The 21,359-nt window shown below is 38.6% G+C and carries 30 protein-coding genes; 19 read left to right on the forward strand and 11 right to left on the reverse strand.

Annotation, left to right across the window (positions count from 1 at the left end; translation table 11 throughout):
• Positions 1-82: 82 nt before the first annotated feature.
• Together guaC and CEY16_RS13590 are read right to left on the reverse strand one after the other, a co-directional pair.
• Complete coding sequence (guaC, locus tag CEY16_RS13585) at positions 83-1,066, reverse strand: GMP reductase (protein WP_101332591.1); 984 nt, start codon at positions 1,064-1,066, stop codon at positions 83-85.
• A 98-nt stretch (positions 1,067-1,164) separates the two neighbouring features.
• Positions 1,165-2,064, reverse strand: coding sequence for a DMT family transporter (locus tag CEY16_RS13590; RefSeq protein ID WP_101332592.1), 900 nt, complete (start codon positions 2,062-2,064; stop codon positions 1,165-1,167).
• A gap of 154 nt (positions 2,065-2,218) precedes the next feature.
• Between CEY16_RS13590 and CEY16_RS13595 the strand changes: the two genes are divergently transcribed.
• From CEY16_RS13595 to CEY16_RS13635, 9 genes are all read left to right on the forward strand, one after another.
• Positions 2,219-2,683 (forward strand): DUF2243 domain-containing protein, encoded by a 465-nt coding sequence (locus CEY16_RS13595; RefSeq protein ID WP_238378862.1) that lies wholly within the window; start codon positions 2,219-2,221, stop codon positions 2,681-2,683.
• A gap of 12 nt (positions 2,684-2,695) precedes the next feature.
• Positions 2,696-3,466 carry a cytochrome c oxidase assembly protein gene (locus CEY16_RS13600; RefSeq protein ID WP_101332594.1) on the forward strand — a complete coding sequence of 257 codons (771 nt, stop codon included), beginning with the start codon at positions 2,696-2,698 and terminating at the stop codon, positions 3,464-3,466.
• A 95-nt stretch (positions 3,467-3,561) separates the two neighbouring features.
• Complete coding sequence (locus tag CEY16_RS13605) at positions 3,562-4,137, forward strand: hypothetical protein (RefSeq protein WP_101332595.1); 576 nt, start codon at positions 3,562-3,564, stop codon at positions 4,135-4,137.
• A 17-nt stretch (positions 4,138-4,154) separates the two neighbouring features.
• Complete coding sequence (locus tag CEY16_RS13610; RefSeq protein ID WP_101332596.1) at positions 4,155-4,685, forward strand: DUF4269 domain-containing protein; 531 nt, start codon at positions 4,155-4,157, stop codon at positions 4,683-4,685.
• Between the two features lie 16 nt (positions 4,686-4,701).
• Positions 4,702-5,127 carry an NUDIX hydrolase gene (locus tag CEY16_RS13615; RefSeq protein WP_101332597.1) on the forward strand — a complete coding sequence of 142 codons (426 nt, stop codon included), beginning with the start codon at positions 4,702-4,704 and terminating at the stop codon, positions 5,125-5,127.
• A 2-nt stretch (positions 5,128-5,129) separates the two neighbouring features.
• Positions 5,130-6,068, forward strand: coding sequence for a phosphotransferase (locus CEY16_RS13620; RefSeq protein ID WP_101332598.1), 939 nt, complete (start codon positions 5,130-5,132; stop codon positions 6,066-6,068).
• Between the two features lie 4 nt (positions 6,069-6,072).
• The gene (locus CEY16_RS13625; RefSeq protein WP_101332599.1) at positions 6,073-7,080 is read left to right on the forward strand and encodes a S66 family peptidase; all 1,008 of its coding nucleotides are present in this window, start codon (positions 6,073-6,075) and stop codon (positions 7,078-7,080) included.
• 21 nt (positions 7,081-7,101) lie between these two features.
• Complete coding sequence (locus tag CEY16_RS13630) at positions 7,102-7,674, forward strand: nucleoside/nucleotide kinase family protein (RefSeq protein WP_101332600.1); 573 nt, start codon at positions 7,102-7,104, stop codon at positions 7,672-7,674.
• Complete coding sequence (locus tag CEY16_RS13635; RefSeq protein WP_162297948.1) at positions 7,658-8,161, forward strand: GNAT family N-acetyltransferase; 504 nt, start codon at positions 7,658-7,660, stop codon at positions 8,159-8,161. Before CEY16_RS13630 ends, CEY16_RS13635 begins: the two co-directional genes overlap by 17 nt.
• A 128-nt stretch (positions 8,162-8,289) precedes the next feature.
• On the opposite strand, the gene CEY16_RS13640 is transcribed toward CEY16_RS13635, so the two are convergent.
• Positions 8,290-9,261: an RNA polymerase sigma factor gene (locus CEY16_RS13640; protein WP_101332602.1), complete on the reverse strand. Its 972-nt coding sequence runs from the start codon at positions 9,259-9,261 to the stop codon at positions 8,290-8,292.
• A 237-nt stretch (positions 9,262-9,498) separates the two neighbouring features.
• Here CEY16_RS13640 and CEY16_RS13645 point away from each other — a divergent pair, with 237 nt between their 5' ends.
• The 3 genes from CEY16_RS13645 (at position 9,499) to CEY16_RS13655 (ending at position 11,393) form a co-directional block, all read left to right on the forward strand.
• Positions 9,499-10,380, forward strand: coding sequence for a vanadium-dependent haloperoxidase (locus CEY16_RS13645; protein ID WP_101332738.1), 882 nt, complete (start codon positions 9,499-9,501; stop codon positions 10,378-10,380).
• Between the two features lie 219 nt (positions 10,381-10,599).
• Positions 10,600-10,716 carry a YjcZ family sporulation protein gene (locus CEY16_RS13650; RefSeq protein WP_101332603.1) on the forward strand — a complete coding sequence of 39 codons (117 nt, stop codon included), beginning with the start codon at positions 10,600-10,602 and terminating at the stop codon, positions 10,714-10,716.
• 245 nt (positions 10,717-10,961) lie between these two features.
• Complete coding sequence (locus CEY16_RS13655) at positions 10,962-11,393, forward strand: DinB family protein (RefSeq protein WP_101332604.1); 432 nt, start codon at positions 10,962-10,964, stop codon at positions 11,391-11,393.
• Between the two features lie 70 nt (positions 11,394-11,463).
• On the opposite strand, the gene CEY16_RS13660 is transcribed toward CEY16_RS13655, so the two are convergent.
• The 4 genes from CEY16_RS13660 to CEY16_RS13675 form a co-directional block, all read right to left on the reverse strand.
• Positions 11,464-12,012 (reverse strand): histidine phosphatase family protein, encoded by a 549-nt coding sequence (locus CEY16_RS13660; RefSeq protein WP_101332605.1) that lies wholly within the window; start codon positions 12,010-12,012, stop codon positions 11,464-11,466.
• A gap of 90 nt (positions 12,013-12,102) precedes the next feature.
• Entirely contained in the window at positions 12,103-12,393 is a 291-nt protein-coding gene (locus tag CEY16_RS13665) for a hypothetical protein (RefSeq protein WP_101332606.1), read from the reverse strand.
• A 114-nt stretch (positions 12,394-12,507) separates the two neighbouring features.
• Positions 12,508-13,038 carry a GNAT family N-acetyltransferase gene (locus CEY16_RS13670; protein ID WP_101332607.1) on the reverse strand — a complete coding sequence of 177 codons (531 nt, stop codon included), beginning with the start codon at positions 13,036-13,038 and terminating at the stop codon, positions 12,508-12,510.
• A gap of 15 nt (positions 13,039-13,053) precedes the next feature.
• Positions 13,054-13,989 (reverse strand): acetamidase/formamidase family protein, encoded by a 936-nt coding sequence (locus CEY16_RS13675; RefSeq protein ID WP_101332608.1) that lies wholly within the window; start codon positions 13,987-13,989, stop codon positions 13,054-13,056.
• 146 nt (positions 13,990-14,135) lie between these two features.
• Here CEY16_RS13675 and CEY16_RS13680 point away from each other — a divergent pair, with 146 nt between their 5' ends.
• Positions 14,136-15,212, forward strand: a complete 1,077-nt coding sequence (locus CEY16_RS13680; RefSeq protein WP_101332609.1) for a M42 family metallopeptidase — start codon at positions 14,136-14,138, stop codon at positions 15,210-15,212.
• 12 nt (positions 15,213-15,224) lie between these two features.
• Positions 15,225-16,256, forward strand: coding sequence for a Gfo/Idh/MocA family protein (locus CEY16_RS13685; RefSeq protein ID WP_101332610.1), 1,032 nt, complete (start codon positions 15,225-15,227; stop codon positions 16,254-16,256).
• A 102-nt stretch (positions 16,257-16,358) separates the two neighbouring features.
• Here the strand turns inward: CEY16_RS13685 and CEY16_RS13690 are convergent, their stop codons facing one another.
• Positions 16,359-16,793: a hypothetical protein gene (locus CEY16_RS13690; RefSeq protein ID WP_101332611.1), complete on the reverse strand. Its 435-nt coding sequence runs from the start codon at positions 16,791-16,793 to the stop codon at positions 16,359-16,361.
• Positions 16,794-16,952: 159 nt separating this feature from the next.
• Between CEY16_RS13690 and CEY16_RS13695 the strand changes: the two genes are divergently transcribed.
• The 5 genes from CEY16_RS13695 (at position 16,953) to CEY16_RS13715 (ending at position 19,314) form a co-directional block, all read left to right on the forward strand.
• Positions 16,953-17,426: a hypothetical protein gene (locus tag CEY16_RS13695; protein ID WP_101332612.1), complete on the forward strand. Its 474-nt coding sequence runs from the start codon at positions 16,953-16,955 to the stop codon at positions 17,424-17,426.
• Positions 17,427-17,457: 31 nt separating this feature from the next.
• Entirely contained in the window at positions 17,458-17,940 is a 483-nt protein-coding gene (locus tag CEY16_RS13700) for an NUDIX hydrolase (RefSeq protein WP_101332613.1), read from the forward strand.
• A gap of 153 nt (positions 17,941-18,093) precedes the next feature.
• A complete protein-coding gene (locus tag CEY16_RS13705; RefSeq protein ID WP_101332614.1) occupies positions 18,094-18,444 on the forward strand; it encodes a VOC family protein in 351 nt (116 codons plus the stop codon).
• A 20-nt stretch (positions 18,445-18,464) separates the two neighbouring features.
• A complete protein-coding gene (locus CEY16_RS13710; RefSeq protein WP_238378863.1) occupies positions 18,465-18,842 on the forward strand; it encodes a DUF4440 domain-containing protein in 378 nt (125 codons plus the stop codon).
• 19 nt (positions 18,843-18,861) lie between these two features.
• Positions 18,862-19,314, forward strand: a complete 453-nt coding sequence (locus CEY16_RS13715; RefSeq protein WP_101332615.1) for a DinB family protein — start codon at positions 18,862-18,864, stop codon at positions 19,312-19,314.
• A 16-nt stretch (positions 19,315-19,330) separates the two neighbouring features.
• On the opposite strand, the gene CEY16_RS13720 is transcribed toward CEY16_RS13715, so the two are convergent.
• The 3 genes from CEY16_RS13720 to CEY16_RS13730 are packed head-to-tail and all read right to left on the reverse strand — an operon-like array spanning position 19,331 to position 21,306.
• The gene (locus CEY16_RS13720; protein ID WP_101332616.1) at positions 19,331-19,849 is read right to left on the reverse strand and encodes a D-glycero-alpha-D-manno-heptose-1,7-bisphosphate 7-phosphatase; all 519 of its coding nucleotides are present in this window, start codon (positions 19,847-19,849) and stop codon (positions 19,331-19,333) included.
• A gap of 60 nt (positions 19,850-19,909) precedes the next feature.
• Positions 19,910-20,791, reverse strand: coding sequence for a LysM peptidoglycan-binding domain-containing protein (locus tag CEY16_RS13725; protein WP_238378864.1), 882 nt, complete (start codon positions 20,789-20,791; stop codon positions 19,910-19,912).
• Positions 20,788-21,306, reverse strand: a complete 519-nt coding sequence (locus CEY16_RS13730) for a DinB family protein (protein ID WP_101332617.1) — start codon at positions 21,304-21,306, stop codon at positions 20,788-20,790. Before CEY16_RS13730 ends, CEY16_RS13725 begins: the two co-directional genes overlap by 4 nt.
• Positions 21,307-21,359 lie beyond the last annotated feature (53 nt).

The raw sequence follows: 21,359 nt of genomic DNA on the forward strand, positions 1-21,359 counted from the left end.
TGAAAGTGAATAAAACATAAAAGCGAGCAGGCCTCGAGTCACCCCCTCACTATTACAAATTACATTTATTTTCTACTATCTACTAATATACCTTATCTCCGTTGAAAATTGAATTTTTTACTACGACATAATCGACATGGCGGATTGCGTCAATTTTTGAACCGCCTGCATAAGAAATAGCTGACTGAAGATCTTGCTCCATTTCGGTTAACGTATCTTGAAGGGCACCTTTGTGCTCAACGAACATTTTCTTACCTTCGACGTTTTTCTTTTCACCTTTTTGGAACTCTGAAGCCGAACCGAAATATTCTTTATAGAGCTTGCCGTCTCGTTCAACAGTTTCTCCTGGTGATTCTTCATGACCTGCAAAAAGTGATCCGATCATGACCATCGTTGCACCGAAACGTACAGATTTTGCAACATCTCCGTGAGTACGGATGCCACCGTCTGCAATAATTGGTTTACTTGCAGCTTTCGCACATAGACGAACTGCTGCAAGCTGCCAACCACCTGTACCGAAACCAGTTTTAATCTTTGTGATGCAAACTTTTCCTGGACCAATCCCAACTTTGGTTGCATCTGCACCAGCGTTTTCTAATTCGCGAACAGCCTCTGGAGTTCCTACGTTTCCAGCAATCACAAACGTTTCAGGTAAGTGAGACTTGATATGTTTGATCATGTTGATGACTGCATCTGAGTGTCCATGAGCGATATCGATTGTAATATAATCAGGGCTCAATTTTTCGCTAGCTAATTGTTCAACGAATGCGTATTCTTCATCTTTGACGCCGACACTGATCGATGAGATCAATTGACGGGATTTCATATCTTTTATAAAAGAAATTCTCGTTTCAGGTTGAAACCGGTGCATAATATAAAAGTAGCCGTTTTCCGCCAAGTAGGTTGCGATTTTTTCATCAATAATTGTCTGCATGTTTGCAGGAACGACAGGTAATTTGAATGAATGACCACCTAATGTCACTGAAGTATCGCACTCAGAACGACTGCTTACCACACATTTAGCCGGAATTAATTGAATATCTTCGTAATCAAACACATTTTCCATGATTATCTCCCCTAAAAACGAATGTTTTTAATTAATTATTTATAATTGTTCGTCCAATGTTAATTTACATGAATTCCAGGGAGATGTCAAAATTCTTTTTATTCATTTTTAATCGAGTAATAACTCATGGCGGTGACTGTGATTAAGATGATCACCATTCCAATTAACTCAACAAAATTTAGTACCTGTCCAAGTATGAAAATGCCTACAATTCCTGCCGTAACTGGTTCGACCATGGCAATGACCGAAGCGGTACCTGGGTTCACATTAGATAGCCCAGTATTATAAAACAATAGTGACATGCTGGCACTAATTCCAAGGAAAAGAAACCACTGAACATCTTCGAAGGAAGTGAGTAGTTGCGCGTAGTCACTTTTATCCGCAAATAGAGTAAGTAAGGTGGCCTCTGTGATGGAAGAGACGATTACTACTGTTATCAGACTTCCGTTTTGCAAACCATTTTTGTAACCAAAAATAAATAAGGCATACATAATACCTGCCATCAAACCGAAAAATATCCCTAATACATTCAGCTCAGCCAAATCCATCTTATATACTCCGGTCAATAGAACAATCCCGGACAATACAACGATAGATAGAGTAGCCTTTGATTTAGTGACTTTCTCTGTTCCAAATATGATCGCGATCAAAAATACGAATATGGGGGCTGAATACATCAGAGTAGCCGCCACAGGAACATTTATTTCAGAGATACTTAAGAAATAAAAACCCATGTTTCCAGCCATCCCGGCACCTCCGACAACAGCCCAAAATATAAGGTTTTTATTTAGTGTAAGTCGGTGTTTGTTGTGTGTTGCATACCAGATAAATAATATCATTAGGGCTACAGTTGCTCGAAAAGCTGCGATCAAGATCGGGTCCCAATCTTGATTCATTAAAAAGCCAGCTATACCAGCGCCACCACCCCACATTAATGCGGCAAGGGTGACGAATATTAACCCATAATAATTCGAAAAATCCATTTTAGTAATTTTCATGAGGCAACTCCTTACCCCTGATGAGGGAAAGCTTGTAAGGACTACACTACCCGGGCTTTTGAAAATTAAAACAGATAAAGAAATTACGAAAGTTTCCAATGAAAATAAGCGGGTAATAAATATTGATACTAGGCGACTAGAAGGAGTGACTTCTTTGAGAGAAATAAGAGATCAATACGTTGATCAAAAAAAATACTGGAAACGAAATATTTTGTCGGGTGTATTGTTCGGTTTTGGACTGGCAGCCTTTGTTGATGAGACGGTATTCCATCAATTGCTTCGTTGGCATCATTTTTATGATTTATCTACGACGGATATCGGTTTGATTTCAGATGGTCTGTTCCATGCTTTCAGTTGGTTCGCTACCATCGGAGGACTATTTCTATTAGCAGATATTCGCAGACGTGAATCCTATAGTGGTAAACGTTGGTGGGGAGGAATGTTAGTGGGTGCTGGTAGCTTTCAGTTATATGATGGAATCATCCAGCACAAATTGATGCGGATCCATCAAATACGCTATGTAGATAATCTGATTGTCTACGATATCGTTTGGAATGTCCTCGCTGTGATGATGATTATTGCTGGGGCAATCCTTCTTAAATTTGCGAAAAAATATTAAGGGAATGATGATATGGAACATTTCAATTCCATAGGAACCTTATCTGAAATTTTGTTGGCAATTCCATTTGTGGTGGTCGCAGCTGTATATTTTGGCTCGCTTAAACTCTCGAAATACCGAGAGAGGCAGTGGCCATTTTATAGGTCGGTTTTAATGATGGTTGGCCTGCTCAGTGCTTTGTTAGCAGTGGTTGGGCCCATTCCTCAACAGGCACATATGGATTTTGAAATGCATATGCTCGGGCATTTACTCTTAGGAATGCTTGCGCCATTGATGATTGTACTTTCAGCACCAATGATACTTATCTTAAGGGCACTTTCTGTTAAAAAAGCAAAAAAGGTGACCCGTTTATTGAATTCAGCTCCGGCACACTTTTTCACGGACCCATTAGTTGCAACTCTACTTAACGTGGGTGGACTATGGGTTCTGTATACTACAAATCTATACGCGATGATGCATGACTCTATTCTTTTATATCTATTTGTGCATCTGCATGTATTTTTGGCGGGTTATCTATTTACTATTTCGATGATTTATATTGACCCAATGCCCCATAGAAGAAGTTATTTCTATCGTTCAGTCGTTCTTATTCTTGCTTTGGCAGGCCACGGAATTCTATCTAAGTACATTTACACGAATCCTCCGATTGGAGTAGGTGTACAGGAAGCGAGAAGCGGGGGAATGTTAATGTATTACGGTGGTGATGCGATTGATATCTTCATTATAATCATTTTATGTTATCAATGGTACAAATCTACCGCCCCAAGAAGGCAAATAGCATAAATATTTGTGGGAATGAATAGCAGGAAAATTACAGAAAATGTAGAAGTTTGTAAAAAGACAGGTGATGGTTTGATAAGTAAAGAGAGGTGATCTTATTGATTGGTCTAGCACTTCCTAATTTTAAAATTCAAAACGGTGTCACATCGAATTTACTTATTAATATTGGAATTTCAGACTTTCATCAATCGTTGGAGTATGTAAAAAAACTGCCTTATGGGAGAAATACAATAAGGTCAGATTTCCGACTCGTTATAGAGGAGATGAAGGGCACCTGTAGCACAAAGCATGCGCTATTAGCTGAAGTATGCAAAGAGAGTGGTATGGATTCTATTAAACTCATGACAGGTATATATGAAATGGATGAGGAAAACACTCCAGGTGTGGGTGAGGTGTTGCGAAAGTACAAGTTGGACTACATACCAGAAGCACATTGTTATCTTAAATATAATGGTAAGAGATATGATTTCACCATGCCTGTTTCAAGTGGAGAAAAGAACATGAGAATCGTTAGTGAATGTGAGATCGGACCAGCTCAAATAGGTGAATACAAAATTAATTACCATCGATCGTATATTGCGAACTGGGTTCATGACCAGCAACTTACTTCCCGATTTGACTTAAATAGATTATGGGCGATCAGAGAAGAGTGTATAAAGAATTTATCAAAGTAAGTGTCTAAGGAGAAGAAATGTATAACTCAATCGACTACTTAACAAATGGTTCTAGTAAACAAAAGCGATCGTTTGATGTAATAAATGAATTGAAAATAATGAGTGCACTCTCAGAGTTTGACCCTGTGCTATGTGGCACCATTCCCTTGAATATAGATATTAAAGATTCCGATCTCGATATTATTATGGAGGTCCATGATTTTGATCTATTCGGGAAGATGGTCTTGAACCTATATAGTGATTATCAAGATTTCCGTATAAAGCGAATAATGATTCGTGAATTGCTCGTCATTAAAGCTAATTTTAAATATAGAGAATTTGAGTTCGAATTATTCGGTCAGCCTAAACCGGTAAAAAAACAAAATGCATACTTACATATGATTATAGAAGATTTTTTGTTGAAAGAACGGCCTAGATTGAAAGAAGAGATCATTCAATTGAAAGAGAGTGGATTTTCAACCGAAGCTGCATTTTGCGAAGTTCTCGGCTTAAGCGGAGATCCGTATGAACAATTGATTGTCTATGGTGAGGAAAGAGGAATCATTTAGTAGAGGGGAATCAAAGATGAAAAAATGGGAAGGTTCTTCAGGAGTTTGCGTTAATGAGAATAATGAAATTCTTATGGTATTACAAGGCAAGCCAGAGGAAACAAAGATGTGGTCCGTACCGTCTGGTGGAAAAGAAGAGGGCGAATCTTTTGAAGAGTGTTGTATTAGAGAAATAGAAGAAGAAACAGGTTATCATGTGAGGGTTGTCGATCGAGTAAAGGTTAAGGATATGAAATCGCCCCGAGCAGATATTGACGTGGAAGTTCACTATTTTCAAGTCGAAATAGTGGGTGGGGAGGAAAAGATTCAAGATCCTGATGAGTTGATCTACGAGATTGATTGGAAATCAGTTGAAGAAATTCGTGAATTAGATTTAGGTTTTCCGGAAGACAGAGAGTTTTTGATTCATTGCATTCAGTCGGCGAAATATGGAGGAATTTAGAGATGAAAGCTAGTTCAATTTTAAACCATTTTTATATAAAAACAGACGTTGAACCTGAAAGTATTTACTCTTTTTCACCCGTTTATAAGATTAATCATAATCAACGAGAACTAATCTTAAAAACAACCCAACATCCATTGGATCGAGCTGAAAACTTGGTTGATTATACTAATTACTTACATAAAAAAGGCGTGAGTGTGGTTACACCTGTTCATATTGATGCTCCCAACCCTCAAACAATTGGAGAAGACACTTTTGTTGTTTACCCTTTCATTCAGGGAACTACATACTCTGGAACTTTATCTGAAATATATAAAGCTGGTAAGTTATTAGGACAGATTCACTCTCTGGCCCCCGTAGAGAATGAATATCGTCTACCTGTTTATGATGTGTATGACTTCAACAGTGAAGAGATAAAAGGGAGTATAGCAAATATTAAGGAGTATTCTGATCAAGAAAGAGTTCCAATAAATATTGATTTGTTGGAAAAGAAATTTCTTCAAGCTGTTGAAAACCAGGAGCAATTGAAAAACTCAAAACTTCCTTATGTTTCTACACCGCATGACTTTAAAGCGAACAATCTTATTTATACACCCGAACCTTATTTAGTAGATCCAGATAACGCAACGTACATCCCAAGGATTTTCGATTTAGCTTTGGCTCTTTTGCTTTTCCACAATGAATTGAATACAGCGCCAAATCGAATGTTCACTATAGATGAATGGAAGACATTTTTGAAGGGGTATTGTGAATCGGTAGTCCTTACAGATCTTGAAAAAGAGTGCTGGAAAGCGGCTGTTGAACATGTTTTTTTAGATGAGGTAATGTGGTTGATGGCTGAAGTTGAAGAAGATTGGAAGAGGGATGACCAAAAAAGTTTATTCGTGAGTTTGATTGATTTTATCTTGTCAGAGAACATATATACTTTAATCGAGGAGTGACTTTATGATCAAATATCCAATACTAAAAAATGACGCTACAATTGGGGTCACAGCCCCTTCATCGGGTGTGCCTGCTGAGTTGCATCATTTACTTGAAGGCGCGAAAGAGCAAATGGAGAAAAAAGGTTACAGCCTTGAAGTCGGCGAAACTGCTTGGACGCAAAGTAAATCAAAATCAGCTTCAGCAAAAAAACGTGCGGCAGAACTGATGCACATGATGACTAACAATGAGATTGATGCAGTTATACCTCCGTGGGGTGGTGAATTACTAGTCGAAATCTTAGACTATATAGATTTTGACCAGTTGAAGCCGAAGTGGATACTAGGATACTCAGATACTAGTTTGTTGCTGATGGCTATAACTTTGAAAACAGGGATAGCAACTGCTCATGGAACGAATCTAGTTGATTTAAGAGGTGAGTATTCAGATAAAACCACCGCCAAATGGGAAGATGTTCTTTCAACAAGTAAAAGAGAGTCAATCGTTCAGTACTCATCTGAAAAATATCAAAAAGAATGGGATTTTGAGAATCCTACTCCACAAATATTCGACTTAACCGAAACGACAGAATGGAAGGCCATTGGTGGAAAAAGTGTTTCTGGCAGACTGCTAGGTGGATGTGTCGATACCGTAAGGCATTTGATTGGAACCCCATTTGGTGAGGTGAAATCTTTTCAAAAAGAATATCTGAATGAAGAACCCATACTTTGGTATTTCGAAAACTGTGATTTAGCTACTCCAGACCTAAGGAGGTCACTTGTACAGATGAAATTGGCAGGTTGGTTCGACCATTGTTCAGGCATAATGTTTGGTCGAAGCGCAGCCAATACTCCTGTTGATGGTTACACTGCTGAGGATATTTATGAAGAATTAGCTGAGGAATTACAAATTCCTATCATTTACGATATCGACTGCGGCCATGTTCCACCACAAGTTACTTTGGTGAATGGAGCTTTTGCAGAGGTTGAAGTGAATGATGGTAAAGGTGTCGTTACTCAATACTTCAATTAATTTGGAAGGGAAAACGAGGCTATGCCACAACAACCATTTGTAATATCAATCGCATCTGTTTCGGGTGGAGGAAAAACGACGATAACTGAATATCTTCAAGAAAAGCTTTCTTCCTCCTGTGCACTTTATTTTGATGATTATAGTTTTGAAGGTGAGCCTGAGAACATATTGGTCTGGGTTAATAGCGGGGCTGATTATAATCAATGGGACCTTTCTCCCCTGGTGGAAGATGTAGAGAAATTTAAGGGTGGGGGAAGATTTGAGTATATCATTCTCGACTATCCATTCGCATATATGAATAATCAAATGAGAGAATTAATAGATTTTGCAATTTATATTGATACACCATTAGATATAGCAATGGCAAGACGAATTAACAGAGACTTTCATTCCTCGAATTCTGATGATATTATATCTGACTTATCTTTTTATCTTGAAAAGGGTCGGGAAGCTTATTTAGAAATGGAAAAAATCAAATCAAGTTCTGATTATATTATCGATGGAAGTCTATCAACTTTTGCAATATCAGAAGAAGTATTGGAAGAAATAAATGCACATAAAAGGAGGAGATCAAAACATGCAAAAAACCAATAATTATACGATTCGTTTAGCAACTAAGGAGGAAGTACCTCAAGTAATCTCCTTATTGAAAGACGTAGCGGCATCTTTGAACAAGAATGGAATAGAGCAATGGGGCTTCTTGCTTCAAGGAGGAGATGATGCTGAAATAGAACAAGCGATTAAAAATCAAGATACTTATGTGTTATTAGATGAGGATCGAATGATCGGGACGTTCACGATATATAACCAACCTGAGGAATGGGACTTACATATATGGAGGGATAAAGCGCACGATTCGAGTTATTTACATCGATTAGCAGTGGCGCCTAGTTATCAAGGAAACGATTTAGGTGGAATTATGTTGGATTGGATAGATGACAATCATATGGGGTTCAGTAATACTCTTCGATTAGACTGTGTAGCTAATAACGATCGATTAAAAGATTATTACTTGCAACAGGGTTACCAGCTGATCGGTACATATGATGACCACTACATGTTGGAAAAGAAGATGAATTAGAATAGCCTGCGACATAGGAAAATCCGAACTGTGATTCGAAATTCTAGAACAGAATTAGAATAAGTTCGGATTTTTCTTATGGAAATATCAAAAAATAATTTTTCTGCATGATTCATTGTATTCCTCTATTAACTTTCCCAATTGATATTTGGGCCTTTCACTGTTTGTACTGGATCTCCTAATTCCTTACCTGCTTCTAACATCAATTCCTTACAAAAGTAGAATGTTCGGCTATAGGAAACTTTGCCATCGACCACATAGTGATACTGGATGTTGTGTATTTTCTGAACTCCATTTTCTTCCATGTATGCGACCATGACTTGCCTACCCCACAAGTTTACTTGTTCAACCACAATGTTAGACGGCAATCCATGTGCTAAAGAACCTGATTTTGTTTCTTCCTTGTCGTATTCTTGGAAACCAGGAGTTGCATCGGTGTGGATGGTCTCGTGCATCAAACCTAATAATTCTTCCACGTTTCCTTCATTCAGTGCATGCACATACGCTTGTAAAATTTTTTCTTCTTCTTTAGAAGGCGGGATAACTTTACGATTATCGCTTTCTTGAAGGTTCATTTCATTCAATTTCTCTTTTGCCCTCCTGGTTGATGCATACACTGCCCCAGGTGTTGATTGCAAGAAACTTGCGGCTTCTTTTGCGTTGAAAGAAAAGACTTCAGTGAGCAAAAAGGCAACACGTTGTTTTAGAGGTAGATTTTGAGTGAGGTCTTGAATGGCTCTTTGAGTCTCCAATTGAGAGATGACTTGGTCATCTATTCTTATGTTTGTATTTATATCGTGGGGGATAAATGCCTCATCAAATTCGGTCTCAAGTTCCTTGTTGCGTCTTTTTTGATCAATCCACGTATTGGTGGCAATTCTGAAGACATAGGCTTTCGGTTGAACAGGGTGCCATTGTTGGCTTAGTTTTCCATACGCTTTCAGTAAGGTTTCTTGAAATAAATCTTCCCCATCCCATGGTGATCCAGTGATGTATCGACAGTATTTCCATAAATCTGTCTTAAAATCACTTATAAAATCCATGAATTTGCTTTGAGTTTCTCTTGTGTTCGCAATTAATGAATCCGTACTAATTTCCAAATGAATGCCTCCTAGTACCAAAAAAGTATCTTTCAAAACATATAACGATAACGATGAACAAAATTATACTTATGTATGAAAATTTTTATAATTTTATCAATCATATCATGTTTTTATTTTCTTCACTAAGGCTGTAAAACGCACGAACACAACCTGTATATGCTGTATGGAGTCCAACCACAATTAAAATTTTTGCATATGATGAATGAAAGAAATGGAATCGGAGGTGTAAAAATATTGGGAATAGAATATTTAAAATGGTCACAAACCCGTTCAGCTGGGGAAAGAGGTGTCCCTACTGATCCAGTGACCCCATCAGCTGGTAATTGGCCACTTTTTTTTCTTAGAAGAAATAAAGAGGGAGTATTTCTTGAACCCAGTGGAGAAAAATTAAAGCCATATATAAAGCACCCAAATAAAATCAATTTTGAGGAAGAGTTGAAGGTCGTCCAACGAACACTTGATAATCTTTCTCCATCGCAAAAAGATATTGCTATTTATTATGGCACAGGAGTTCCAACGAAACAGTGGACACCAATTGCGGACCGTTTGATCGACACTTATGATGTTACTCCGACACTTGCCGCAAGAATCTTGGCTAATCTTCATGGGGCTATCAATGATACTATGGTGGTCGTCTGGTATTTGAAATATAAATGGGATGTAGCAAGGCCTAACCAATATGATCAGACACTCGAGACAATAATCTGCACACCAAATTTCCCGACCTATCCATCTGGGCATGCAGCAATGTCGGGTTGTGCTGAGGTCGTTTTGAGTTATTATTTCCCTCGAGAAGCGAATAAACTTAGAGAGATTTCTGAGACCGATGCTGTCAGTCGTTTATATGCTGGGGTTCATTTTCCATCTGATAATGATGAAGGACTCTCTTTCGGCAGATATATTGGGGAAGTAATTGTGGAATATTTGAAAAATCAAGATCGTCAAGCCCATAGAAGTGATCAACGGAAGACTAGCTATCGAAATGCAGATATTTTTCCTGTTAATTTTGAGCAGTTCATTCCGTTCGATTTTCCGGATAAATGTAATACGCTAGTTAGAAGTAGTAGGTATGAAGATGACTTAGATGAAATATTGTCGCATTTAGACTTAGATTAAACAGTTCTTACTGGAGGCAGGTAGATTTATTGCTACCCCCTTTGCACTTTTATCTGGCTACAGGCTTTAAAATCATCAATATAAAATAGTTACACCAAAGGTTGATGCACACCAATATAGTCGATTGATCTTTCAGTAAGCGGAATATTTATCCTACAGTGTGAAAATTTCTGTGTAAAAAGCCCTCCCGTTTTATTGATGGAATCATAATGTAAATTAATGAGAGAAAGGGTGGTGAGTAATATGGGTTATGGTCAAGGTTACGGCAATGACTTCGTGTTGATTATAGTATTGTTTATTCTACTAGTTATTGTTGGTGCAGCTTTCTTCTACTAAGTTTAGAATTATAGGATAAAGCCGGAGCTTTTGCTTCGGTTTTTCTTTTATTATGCAAATTACAGGAGGAAAACTTCTCGTGAAGGTGAATATCGTATTTAGTAAAGTGTTCTAAAAGGAGAGGAAAGATGATCCAATTTAAAAAGATTAACTGCTAATTTCGGTAATTTTGTGAAAAAGGTGACTTATTATTCTGTTTCTGGGGTATATAATCTTTGAAGATAAAAAAACTTGGAGGACGGATGATGGACACACAAGGATTTCTATATACCGCAAGGATGTCCAATTCATTGGCGAAAGAGGTCCCCGAGGAATACTGGGACAAACAGTTGATTGATGAAGTGGGCACATTAAGGGAATTATTCAAGCATATCATTCGAGTCAGAGATGTATATACGGACGGCCTAAGAGCCGGCTTTATTGAATTTCCAGGTCAAATGCCATCCGATGAAGAGAACATTGTAGACGAACTCGAGAGAAGTATGATTGACTTATTCAATGAATTGGCAAAAGAAAGAGTTGATAAGATTCAAATGAATGGACAGAGCTTGACGTTGATGGAGACTTTGACAACTGCTGTTCATCATGAAGGGATCCACCAAGGGCAATATTATGTGGCCCTGAGGCATGCAGGAATAGATCGACCGAAACAATGGGAGACAGACTGGGGGATGTAGCCATACATCCTCTTTTTTTTTGATCATTTTTACAATGGATTAAGTTGATATCCCTTACAATATACATACCTCATGCCTGATCCCATATCCGTTCAACAGTGGTTTCACCATTTTCAGCCGTCAACAAATAGACGTCTGGGTTCGTCAAGCCTCTCCAACGATCGAAGCCTTCATCGCGAGAATAGTGATTGATTAATAATGGAATAATCCCACCATGTGACACAATGACTGTATTTTCTGAGTCACCTTCAAGGATTTCTTCAATTACCGCTACGGCACGAGTCGAAGCTTCCCGGGTGGACTCACCGCCTTCGAATTTCAAATCCACGTCATCAAATGTATCTTTTAATTTTTCTTTCCAATCAGGCATATGGGTAGTACTCAACATTCTCTCTGCTAGACGGGGATCAATATCGATTGGGAGGTTTCGAGCATCGCTCAATGGTTTAATAGTTCCGACTGCACGAATAAAAGGGCTTGAGACAAAGCGGTCAATTTTCCGCTCAGAGAAAAAGTTCACGAGTGCTTCTGATTGTTGTTTACCTAACTCAGTAAGTTCAGCTTCTGGAGCTTGTCCTTCAGCTTTGCTGTGTCTGACAATATAGATATGTTTTGGCATGGAATCACCTCTGTTATATGGTTTTTTCATTATAACATTGAGGTCAGGAAGGGGAGTAGTAATGGAGCATGGAATTCTGTGGAGAAACTATCATTGCATTCTTCTAACTCTTCTTCGTATAGATGAAATGTCACGTTCATTCTCTTGGGATTTCTCTTCTATAAAAATAAAGCGATCTTCTAAACGGTCAAATCTGTCATAAGTTTCTTCTTGGAATTCTAGCATTTTACTCTTGAATTCCAGCATATCAGCTTTAAATTCATACATCTCTGCTTTAAACTCATACATTTCATTCTTGAACTCCCGAAACTCTTCTTGAGATCTATTGAAATCATGAGATAGCTCATTGACTGCTTGTAAAATCTGTTGTTGGATGTCCATTGAATATCCTCCTCTCTAGCTTGTGTAAATTGATTTTACCATGCGGTTTTCAGGAAATAAAGTAGAATCATAGACGATTATGACCGAAGCTAGGCCGCTCTAAGAAATAAATCTTTACCCTGAAAAAGCTTCAGGATATTGGACTACTCCAGTAACGTCTGCTAGTGATTTTTCTTCAAGTTCGAGGGCCATGAAAGCATCATCTGGCACATCGAAAGGGGCTTTAATTCCCCATAGTGATGCATTTCTAAAGCCCAATTTTTTATAGTATTCAGGGTGACCTAAAACAATGACAGATTTAAAGTTGAGTATCCTAGCCTGATTCAACGTTTCCATAATCAATTCTTTGCCTATTCCTTTTCCTTGATAATCTGGGAGAACAGAGACTGGAGCTAGCGCTAGTGATTCAATAGATTTGCTTTCAGAGTTTATCCTTATCCTCGACAACATTATATGCCCAACTAATTGATTATCGTCCTCAGCAACAAGTGATAGCTGGGGAACAAAAGCTTCTGACTTTCTAAGACGGGCGACTAGGTTATGCTCATCATGGTCAGTAAATTCTGCGTTTTTAAAAGCAGCCTCAACAACTTTTTCAGTAGCTTGGTAATCGTTAGGTGTTTCTTGTCTGATTGTTATATTCATATTAAAATCCCCCCCTTATCGAATCACACCATGAGGCAGAATTGCATGTACGCCTTTCACGCCATTTACAACCTGCGTGATTCGTAGATCCACTGCAGCACTGGCGAGTGCAGTTGCTTCCGTCTTTTCTACATTAAATAGTTGTTCCATCCACTTGACCATTTCATCAAGTGCAACTGCTGTCGCTTCATTCAAATCTTCATGGAATCCGAATGTAATCCATCCACTTGGAGTCCAGGCTCTAGGTGTTGTAAGGTGCATATTTTCGTGGACCTTTAACGTGATATCAACATGATCCATCGGTGCTTCAATGGCCGTCCCGGACACTTCACCATCACCTTGTGCAGCGTGCCCGTCACCAATAGAAAATAAGGCTTTATCCACTTCTATTGGTAAAAAGAGGCTGCTTCCTCTTGTGAGTTCTTTGCAGTCAATATTTCCCCCACAGTTTCTAGGTGGCGGGGTGGGGTGGACACCTGGTTCTGCTGGAGCATTTCCCATTAATCCCATGAAAGGTTGAAGCCCTACCTGAAATGTTCGGTCACCAATTTTGGTTGATCCAGTCATCGTTTCAGGGTTCAATTCCCAGTCAAGTTGTACTTTTTCCTGATCAATTAACCCTAGTTTATCATTTTGCCAGCTTTCAAATCCGCCTGACCAGTTCGTGCCATACCATCCTGGAGTGAGGTCATTCAAACGCACTTCAAGTACCATACCTTTTTTAGCTTGTTTGATGGCGATTGGTCCTATAATCGGATGGGCTCTCTTTTCCTCTTGTTCTCTAGAGTCAAAAAAGGTCCGATTTTCTTGATTGGATTTAGAATACCCCCATTGGATATCAGGGGTAGTTAACTGCACAGTATCTCCAGAATCTATAGTCAAAATCGGTTTGTATTCATTACTGAAACTCCCATGTAGATTCAGAGAGTAGAGTTCAAGTTTATGTATCATATTTTTCCTCCTTGGGTGCTAGCGTGTTTAGTAAATATTAATATGAATAGGGTTGATATTCAATCCAGGTCACTTGAATTGTGCTCTTCAATCGAGTGTGGCAATATATAAAGAATAATCTGCAAATTTTCTAATGGAGGATATATATGTTCAAAGAAAATTTTCTAACGCAACTCCAATCTCTAGCAAGAATCCAGGGTACACCTGGTCAGGAGATGAAGGTAGTAGAAGAACTAGTAGACCTTTTCAAACCAGTAGCAGACCACGTAGAAGTCGATCAAATGGGAAATTTATATGCCTATTTAGAAGGAAATCAACCCGGTCCTACGATGATGGTTTCTGCCCATTCTGATGAGATAGGATGTATGGTAAAAGATATTGATGATAATGGGTTTATACACATCGATCGTACTGGTGGAGTACTTGAATCGTTGTTGGTCGGACGAAAAGTGAATGTGAATGGAAATTTTGGTGTCGTGGGAGTTAAAGCGGGACATTTACAGACTCCGGAAGAGAGGAAAGGACAACCTTCGATCAGTCAGTTGTATGTGGATGTAGGTGCCAAGTCGAAGGCTGAAGTGATCGAGATGGGTATTCAAATTGGTGATCCCATTACGTATATCAGTGAAATTGAACAATTCGCAAACAAAGACCTGATCTGTGGTAAGGCGATTGACAACCGTAGTTGTTGTGTTCTTTTGGTTGAATTAATGAAGTCTCTAGAAAACCGGAACTTTGCTGGAACATTGGTAGGTGTAGTAACTGTACAAGAGGAAGTAGGGTTACGAGGTGCCAAGGTTGCAACCTATAAATTAAACCCTGATTTCGCGTTTGTGATAGATACAATTCCGTGCGCGGATACACCAGATAGCATCGGAACAGGTTTGCCAGTTGGAATCGGAGGAGGACCAGTCATACCTGCTTTGGCAGGAAGTTCTGTACGGGGAAACATCATGGCTCCTCAGATGAAAAAATTAATTATTGAACATGCTGAGAAAGAAGACATTCCTTATCAACTTGCAGTGTTGCCAGGCGCAAGCTCAGATGTTTCAGCCGTACACCTAGAACGTGAAGGAATTCTGGCTGGTGCCATCACTTTTGCTAGAAGATACTCCCACTCACCTGTTGAAGTCGCTGACCTGAATGATTTTGAACAAGGATTGAAACTTTTGACTGCCTTGATAGAGAAGAATGACCAGTGGGGTAGTATGGAATTTATTTAAGGAGGAAATGAAATGAGTACATTAAATGTTGGCGTTATTGGTGGGGGATTCGGTTTAAAGGTACAAGCTCCGATGATTAATCTTCACCCTTCAATGAAAGTGACAGCTGTTAGCACGGTGAATAGACATGAATTACCTGATGATTTGAAAAATGAAGACGTAAAACCGAATCACTATACGGATTGGAAAGAGATGTTGGACACAGAGGATTTGGATTTAGTTTTTATCAGTTCGATGCCTGTCCTTCACTTCGAAATGGCAAAGTATGCACTTGAGAAAGGATTCAATGTCGTTTGTGAGAAACCTTTCACAGTAGACAGTTCTGAATCTGAACAATTAGTGGAATTGGCCGATAGGAGTGGCCAAAAGTTTCTGTTGGATTTCGAGTGGCGATATATGCGAGCACGTCAAAAAGCTAAAGAACTCTTGAATGAAGGTCGAATAGGAAACTTGCTTCACTTTGAATACCACATGTCGATGGCCCAATATCAGCGCTTGGCAACTGCGAAACGTGGTTGGCTTAGCCAGAAATCTAAAGCCGGCGGGATGTTAGGGGCATTAGGTTCACATTTGATTGACGGAATGAGATGGTTGACTAATAGCGAAGTGAAAGATATAGCGGGGCTGCTTCCAACACATGTTCCAGAAGGTGATGGAGAGACACGTGATGCAGATGACGGTTTTCTTATACACGGTGTGCTAGAAAATGGATCTACTTTTTCAATTCAATTTTTATCTGGAATCAATCATGGCTTCGGTTCAATGATGAAGATCTTTGGTACTGAGGGTACGATCGTCCTTGAAAAAGATGAGGAATTGAGATTTGGGGAAGCAAATGAACCGCTCGAAACTGTGCAATATGAAAGTGTAGGAGACGTACCTAGTGAATTATCGGACGTCGCTAAACGCTATTACGAAGCACTCTACCCTTATCTCGAAAAAGTTTATGAATACATTGCTGAAGACAAATTGGATAGCGATCTACCTACGATTCATGACGGGCACGAGAATCAAAAGGTATTGGATCGAATAAGAAAACAATAATCAGTTGGAGCGCACAAGAATTTGTGCGCTTTTTATTTACTGAATAGTAGGTTCAGTTTGTATTTCTCCTCTTTACTTAATATAAGGTGATTAATCCAAAACCTATTTCGTCTCCACAACCACAGTTCCAAAAAGATTATTGTTTATATAAGCATCTAGCTCCCAAATTCCTTCACTTGGTACAGACATTGAACTTGGAGTATGCGCGTCAGCAGTATTATGTGCGCCACCTAATACTATGTCGTCAATAATGACTTCTTCTTCACCAGTGTCTTGGTTTGTACCGACTACTTTCAGAGAATCCCCTTCAGATACATCCCCCCAAAAATGCCACATATATTTATTTCCTTCTCCTGGAATGAAGGGGGGACCCTGCTCATCATAAATGAAACCGAGTTTTCCTTCTTCACCAATCATCTCATAACTTCCAGCTTTGAAGGTAGAGCTGGGGTCCTTTGTGTTGCTAGACTCATTCGTACAACCGAACAGAGCAATAGTAGAAAAAATTAGAAACAATAGTACTAAAATCTTTTTCATATTAAACCTCCTAATTCTACTATTTATTTTATGGATTATTTGTATAAAGTATAAATGAAAAAAGGAAAAAATTGAACATTTTTCCTTTTTTAAAGAGGGAAAACGAAATTTCTCTAGAAGTAAATAGTTGTTAAGTATATCTGGAGAGTGTGTTTTTAAATGAGAAAAACTTTACCTTACGTAGTAGTGTCGTTACTGGTGATTACAAGTATTCTTACAGTCTATTATTACGACAAAAATCAAAAGGCAGAGAGTGAAATCATTTTTAAAGAAATGTTGATATTCAGAAATCATGTCACTGGAACCGTACGTGCGGTTAATGCTCAAGATGAAAACATGATGAAGGACACTGCTCATAGAATCATTGCGTTTGAAACTTTTCATTCGAAAAGGATTGAATTTGAACATAGTGAGCTTGCATTGAATAATTTTGAATCAGCCGTTCGAATGTTGGCAACGGTGGAACCCCAACAATATCCAGAGGTATATGAAGTTTTGGATGATATTCATGATGTTGTTATTAATTATCTACGGAAAGATATGAAAGAAAAAGATATCATTCATTCTTCTGAGAACGTTGAGCCTTATATTGAAACGTTTGTGAACCAGGTTGAACAATTAAGTAAGAAGTAACAAATTACATATTCTTAAGGAGGAAAAGGTTATGGCTATGCCAACACATATTGTTGCAGCTGCGGGAGTTGTTGAAGACGGAGAGGGAAATATTCTATTAGTGAATACATACAACGGAGGATGGGTATTCCCAGGAGGCCAAGTTGAGATCGGAGAAAATTTGATGGATGCAGTGGTAAGGGAGATTAAAGAAGAAAGCGGAATCGATGCAGAGGTAGTAAGTTTGATCGGACTCTACTCAAATACTGGTACACATAAATGGTATGACGGTGTAACGGAAGTACCGACCAAACTGATGTCAGACTATGTATGCAAGTTGATTGGTGGTTCATTGACCACCTCAGAGGAGACCTCTGACAGTCGATGGGTTCCAAAGGATCAAGTTCTTGATTTTATAAAGACACCCGCGATTCGATATCGGTATAAAAAGTACTTGGAATTCAATGGTGACATTAATTATTCAGAGTATGTCACTCATCCGGAATTTGAATTGAAAGCTAGTAGATCAGTTTAATAAATTTTGCTCAGGGCGAGCCTGAAAGTACAGGCAATAAAACAGTAATTGAAATGAAAGAAAAGTTAAAAAAATGTACCTTTAATGTTTAGAAAGAATCAAAAGTGGTAAACAAAAGTAAATTTCAATATTTTGAAAGTTTGAGGTGATTAAATGAAAACTAATCTTATGCATGTCCGTATCAACGTATCTGATTTGAAGAGGTCCGAGAAGTGGTACACGGATATCTTGGGATTCAAGGTTGATACAGAGTGGCCCCCTGAGAGACCAGAGTATATTCGTTTCGAGTCCGAAGGTGGAGCGGTGTTTGCTATTATGGAGGCGGATGATTGCCGTGCATTACGTGGACGAATTGATTTTTATGTCGACGACGTTGATGCACTATGGAAAAAGTTAAGAGGAAAAGCTCATGTGGCAGAGGATCTCCATACTACATCTTACGACACAAGAAAGTTCACCATTCAAGATCCAGATGGTAATAAATTGAGCTTTGTTCAAGGTTAATTAGAGAAGGAGAAAAAATATTGGTTGAAGCAGAGACTATAATGGAACAATATTTTCAAGCTTGGAATACAAGCTTAATCAGTAAAAATGGAGATGGAATTAGAAATTTCATGTCCAGAGATTTTGTAGGGTATTGGGCTCACTCAAAGACTAAGCAGCCCGACCCTTATTTTTTTGATTACGATCTTGAAGCTGTTTTGAAACAGATGGATGATGCTGAAAAAAGCTTTGAGACTACCTCGGTGGCTAAAAGAGATGGTGATCAGCAGATGACTATTCTCGGTAGAGAAACTAATATGATTGCTGGAAAACCTTATCGAGCACAATGCATGTTTGTCTGGAAAAATGAACATGGCAAATGGAAGCTGTTGAGGGAGTATATTGAATTAGAAGGGTAGATTTATTGGGGGAATAAATATGAATAACCAATTAGTTGCTAAAGTTATCCACGGGGCGCATGCTCATGTGGATCCATTAGCAGTTTTTGAAGGACTTACTTGTGAACAATTACAAAAATACGAATCAGACCATTCATTTTCGGTATGGCAATTACTTAATCATATGAATTATTGGCAATTGTTCGTGGTAGAGATGCTGGAGGGAGAGAACCCAAATCCCCCTGAAAGAGATGAAGATTCTTGGATTTCTAGTGAATTCCCGGACGGAGCAGAAGAATTAAGTCAAATAGTCGATGACTTTAAAAATGGTATAAAAAAACTTATTGAAGAAGCCGAAAAACCGATGGAAGAAATTATCCCTCATACTGATGGCACCTCAAGAGAAGAGATATTGATGGATATCGCTTTACACAATAGTTATCATGCGGGACAGGTTGTACATATTCGAAAAAGGCATAAGGACTGGAATTAGGTGAAGAAGTCTCCACCTAATTATCCAATATCCATTCGACTGCTTCTTTTAAATTCCTGAAATTTTTATATGCTAATGTTGATCGGCCCACCACCATCAAGCTTTTAAGACCTGCAGAAAGCCCGGCTTTTATGTCGGGCTCTCGGTCTCCAATCATGTAACTTTGTTCGATATCAATGTCATACTTTTTGACAAGATCTTTAATCATACCTGCTTCAGGCTTCCTGCAGTCACATCCCTCATCAGGTCGATGCGTACATGCTTTGACCTCAGTGATCATCGCTCCTTTTTCCTCGAGAGCACTTACCATGTAGTCATGAATTTCTTCCAAGGTACGCTCAGACATGTACTTGAGCCCTACTCCGCCTTGGTTAGTTACTACAAAAACCTCGTAACCATGGTCATTCAGTTTTTTGATTGATTCTGCAACTCCATCTAGAAAATAAAATTGCTCAGGTTGATTAACAAACTTCACCCGTTTTGTTTTAACTTCATTTATAACTCCATCTCGATCTAGAAATACAGCCTTATGCATAATTAAGATTCCTTCTTTATTTTTTTCTATCAGTATTTCCTATGGAATTTTTTTAAGTCATTAAGTGTTGAATTGTATTCCAAGTCGCACTAGATCCTGTACAGAACCATCTTGGGCACTTCTAGTATAGACTTGTAGTTCACCTCTTTGGGTAGACGGTGCTCTGTCGAATGTCAGGTTTGTTCTAAAACGTCCATAGGTTGGTGCACCATATTCTGCTGTTGTGAAAGTTTCTTCAATAATTTCATTCTGATTAAAATCAAGAAGGCGGTACAAAACATTTGCTTCAAATGCACGAGCATAACCCTCTAATATAGAACCATCGGAAACAGAACTTCCTGGGAGTGGCTGTGTCACAATAATATTTCGTGATGAGGGGAGAGGGATAATCATTTGTGTTCCAGGATAAATAAGATCTGGTGAAATGGCTGGACGATTGGCATTGGCTCGTAGGATTTCTTCAATAGAAGCCCCAGTTCTAGTTGAGATTCCACTTAATGTATCGCCTGACTCGATTTCATAAATATAGGCTGGTAGTAAGAGTTGTTGATTAGGGAATATATAGTTTGGATTCTGTATGGAGTAGTTTGTTCCAATTAGCAGGTCAGGATGCGCTGAAAAGCGGAAGGCAATCGATCCAACAGTGTCGCCATTTTGAACGACGTATAATGTGTTTGAAAGGTTAGAAATAATCTTAGGAACAATCAAAACCTGCCCAGGGAATATGAGATAGGGATCAGTGAAGGGTGGATAAATTCCATTCGCTTCAACTATAGCTTCAACATCACTTTCGTAGCGATTGGCTATCTGGTATAAGGTGTCACCACCCTGGACAGTGTGAAGAATATGGGTTCCAGGTGGAATCGGCATGATGAAATCACTCCTTTTTTGTACATCATTGATTAATATGACGAGTGCTGGAGTGATATGCATATTTGTCATCTTTCCCTTAATCTTCTTTTGAGTAATCTAATTTGGCCACGGTGGTTGATTTCATCTTCCATGACATGAAACCATAAATAATAGTTGTTATAAGCAATGCCGTTATGCCAAGTATTTTCTTTATACAACCATTCATCATCAAGTTTTTTAAAGGTTGAAAGTGTAGTTTTTCTTACGTTCTCTAGAGTTTTGATGTATTCTTCAACTTGTTGACTTTTAATTTTGTGTCTAGCTGTTTCTCCTAGTTCTAATGCAGTTTTCCAATCTTTTAGCTCCGCTTCTGTTAAATCTCTTCGTTCAAAAGAAATCACCTGATGAACAGCTTCTATAGCTGCAATATGTTTAAGAATAGCTCCGATTGTGTTTCCGTTGTCATGAATCAGTCTGTCGAGCTCTTCCAATCTAAGATCTTTGATCTCTGAGAGTGTTACTTCCCTTGTGTGAGTGAGCATGGAAATTAGTTCGCCTATCTTCTCACTATAGTTTTCCACGGGTTTTATTCTATAATTAATCATGAAATCCCTCCTGAGGCTAGACTATCAGCTATAAGAAATAATATAAGACTGAT

It is taken from the genome of Halalkalibacillus sediminis, assembly GCF_002844535.1.
GTDB lineage: Bacteria > Bacillota > Bacilli > Bacillales > Alkalibacillaceae > Halalkalibacillus_A > Halalkalibacillus_A sediminis.

Coding starts and splice junctions, on each gene's coding strand:
- guaC (WP_101332591.1), bottom strand. CDS start 1,066: ATGGAAAATGTGTTTGATTACGAAGATATTCAATTAATTCCGGCTAAA.
- CEY16_RS13590 (WP_101332592.1), bottom strand. CDS start 2,064: ATGAAAATTACTAAAATGGATTTTTCGAATTATTATGGGTTAATATTC.
- CEY16_RS13600 (WP_101332594.1), top strand. CDS start 2,696: ATGGAACATTTCAATTCCATAGGAACCTTATCTGAAATTTTGTTGGCA.
- CEY16_RS13610 (WP_101332596.1), top strand. CDS start 4,155: ATGTATAACTCAATCGACTACTTAACAAATGGTTCTAGTAAACAAAAG.
- CEY16_RS13615 (WP_101332597.1), top strand. CDS start 4,702: ATGAAAAAATGGGAAGGTTCTTCAGGAGTTTGCGTTAATGAGAATAAT.
- CEY16_RS13620 (WP_101332598.1), top strand. CDS start 5,130: ATGAAAGCTAGTTCAATTTTAAACCATTTTTATATAAAAACAGACGTT.
- CEY16_RS13625 (WP_101332599.1), top strand. CDS start 6,073: ATGATCAAATATCCAATACTAAAAAATGACGCTACAATTGGGGTCACA.
- CEY16_RS13630 (WP_101332600.1), top strand. CDS start 7,102: ATGCCACAACAACCATTTGTAATATCAATCGCATCTGTTTCGGGTGGA.
- CEY16_RS13635 (WP_162297948.1), top strand. CDS start 7,658: ATGCAAAAAACCAATAATTATACGATTCGTTTAGCAACTAAGGAGGAA.
- CEY16_RS13650 (WP_101332603.1), top strand. CDS start 10,600: ATGAGAGAAAGGGTGGTGAGTAATATGGGTTATGGTCAAGGTTACGGC.
- CEY16_RS13655 (WP_101332604.1), top strand. CDS start 10,962: ATGGACACACAAGGATTTCTATATACCGCAAGGATGTCCAATTCATTG.
- CEY16_RS13660 (WP_101332605.1), bottom strand. CDS start 12,012: ATGCCAAAACATATCTATATTGTCAGACACAGCAAAGCTGAAGGACAA.
- CEY16_RS13665 (WP_101332606.1), bottom strand. CDS start 12,393: ATGGACATCCAACAACAGATTTTACAAGCAGTCAATGAGCTATCTCAT.
- CEY16_RS13670 (WP_101332607.1), bottom strand. CDS start 13,038: ATGAATATAACAATCAGACAAGAAACACCTAACGATTACCAAGCTACT.
- CEY16_RS13675 (WP_101332608.1), bottom strand. CDS start 13,989: ATGATACATAAACTTGAACTCTACTCTCTGAATCTACATGGGAGTTTC.
- CEY16_RS13680 (WP_101332609.1), top strand. CDS start 14,136: ATGTTCAAAGAAAATTTTCTAACGCAACTCCAATCTCTAGCAAGAATC.
- CEY16_RS13685 (WP_101332610.1), top strand. CDS start 15,225: ATGAGTACATTAAATGTTGGCGTTATTGGTGGGGGATTCGGTTTAAAG.
- CEY16_RS13690 (WP_101332611.1), bottom strand. CDS start 16,793: ATGAAAAAGATTTTAGTACTATTGTTTCTAATTTTTTCTACTATTGCT.
- CEY16_RS13695 (WP_101332612.1), top strand. CDS start 16,953: ATGAGAAAAACTTTACCTTACGTAGTAGTGTCGTTACTGGTGATTACA.
- CEY16_RS13700 (WP_101332613.1), top strand. CDS start 17,458: ATGGCTATGCCAACACATATTGTTGCAGCTGCGGGAGTTGTTGAAGAC.
- CEY16_RS13705 (WP_101332614.1), top strand. CDS start 18,094: ATGAAAACTAATCTTATGCATGTCCGTATCAACGTATCTGATTTGAAG.
- CEY16_RS13715 (WP_101332615.1), top strand. CDS start 18,862: ATGAATAACCAATTAGTTGCTAAAGTTATCCACGGGGCGCATGCTCAT.
- CEY16_RS13720 (WP_101332616.1), bottom strand. CDS start 19,849: ATGCATAAGGCTGTATTTCTAGATCGAGATGGAGTTATAAATGAAGTT.
- CEY16_RS13725 (WP_238378864.1), bottom strand. CDS start 20,791: ATGACAAATATGCATATCACTCCAGCACTCGTCATATTAATCAATGAT.
- CEY16_RS13730 (WP_101332617.1), bottom strand. CDS start 21,306: ATGATTAATTATAGAATAAAACCCGTGGAAAACTATAGTGAGAAGATA.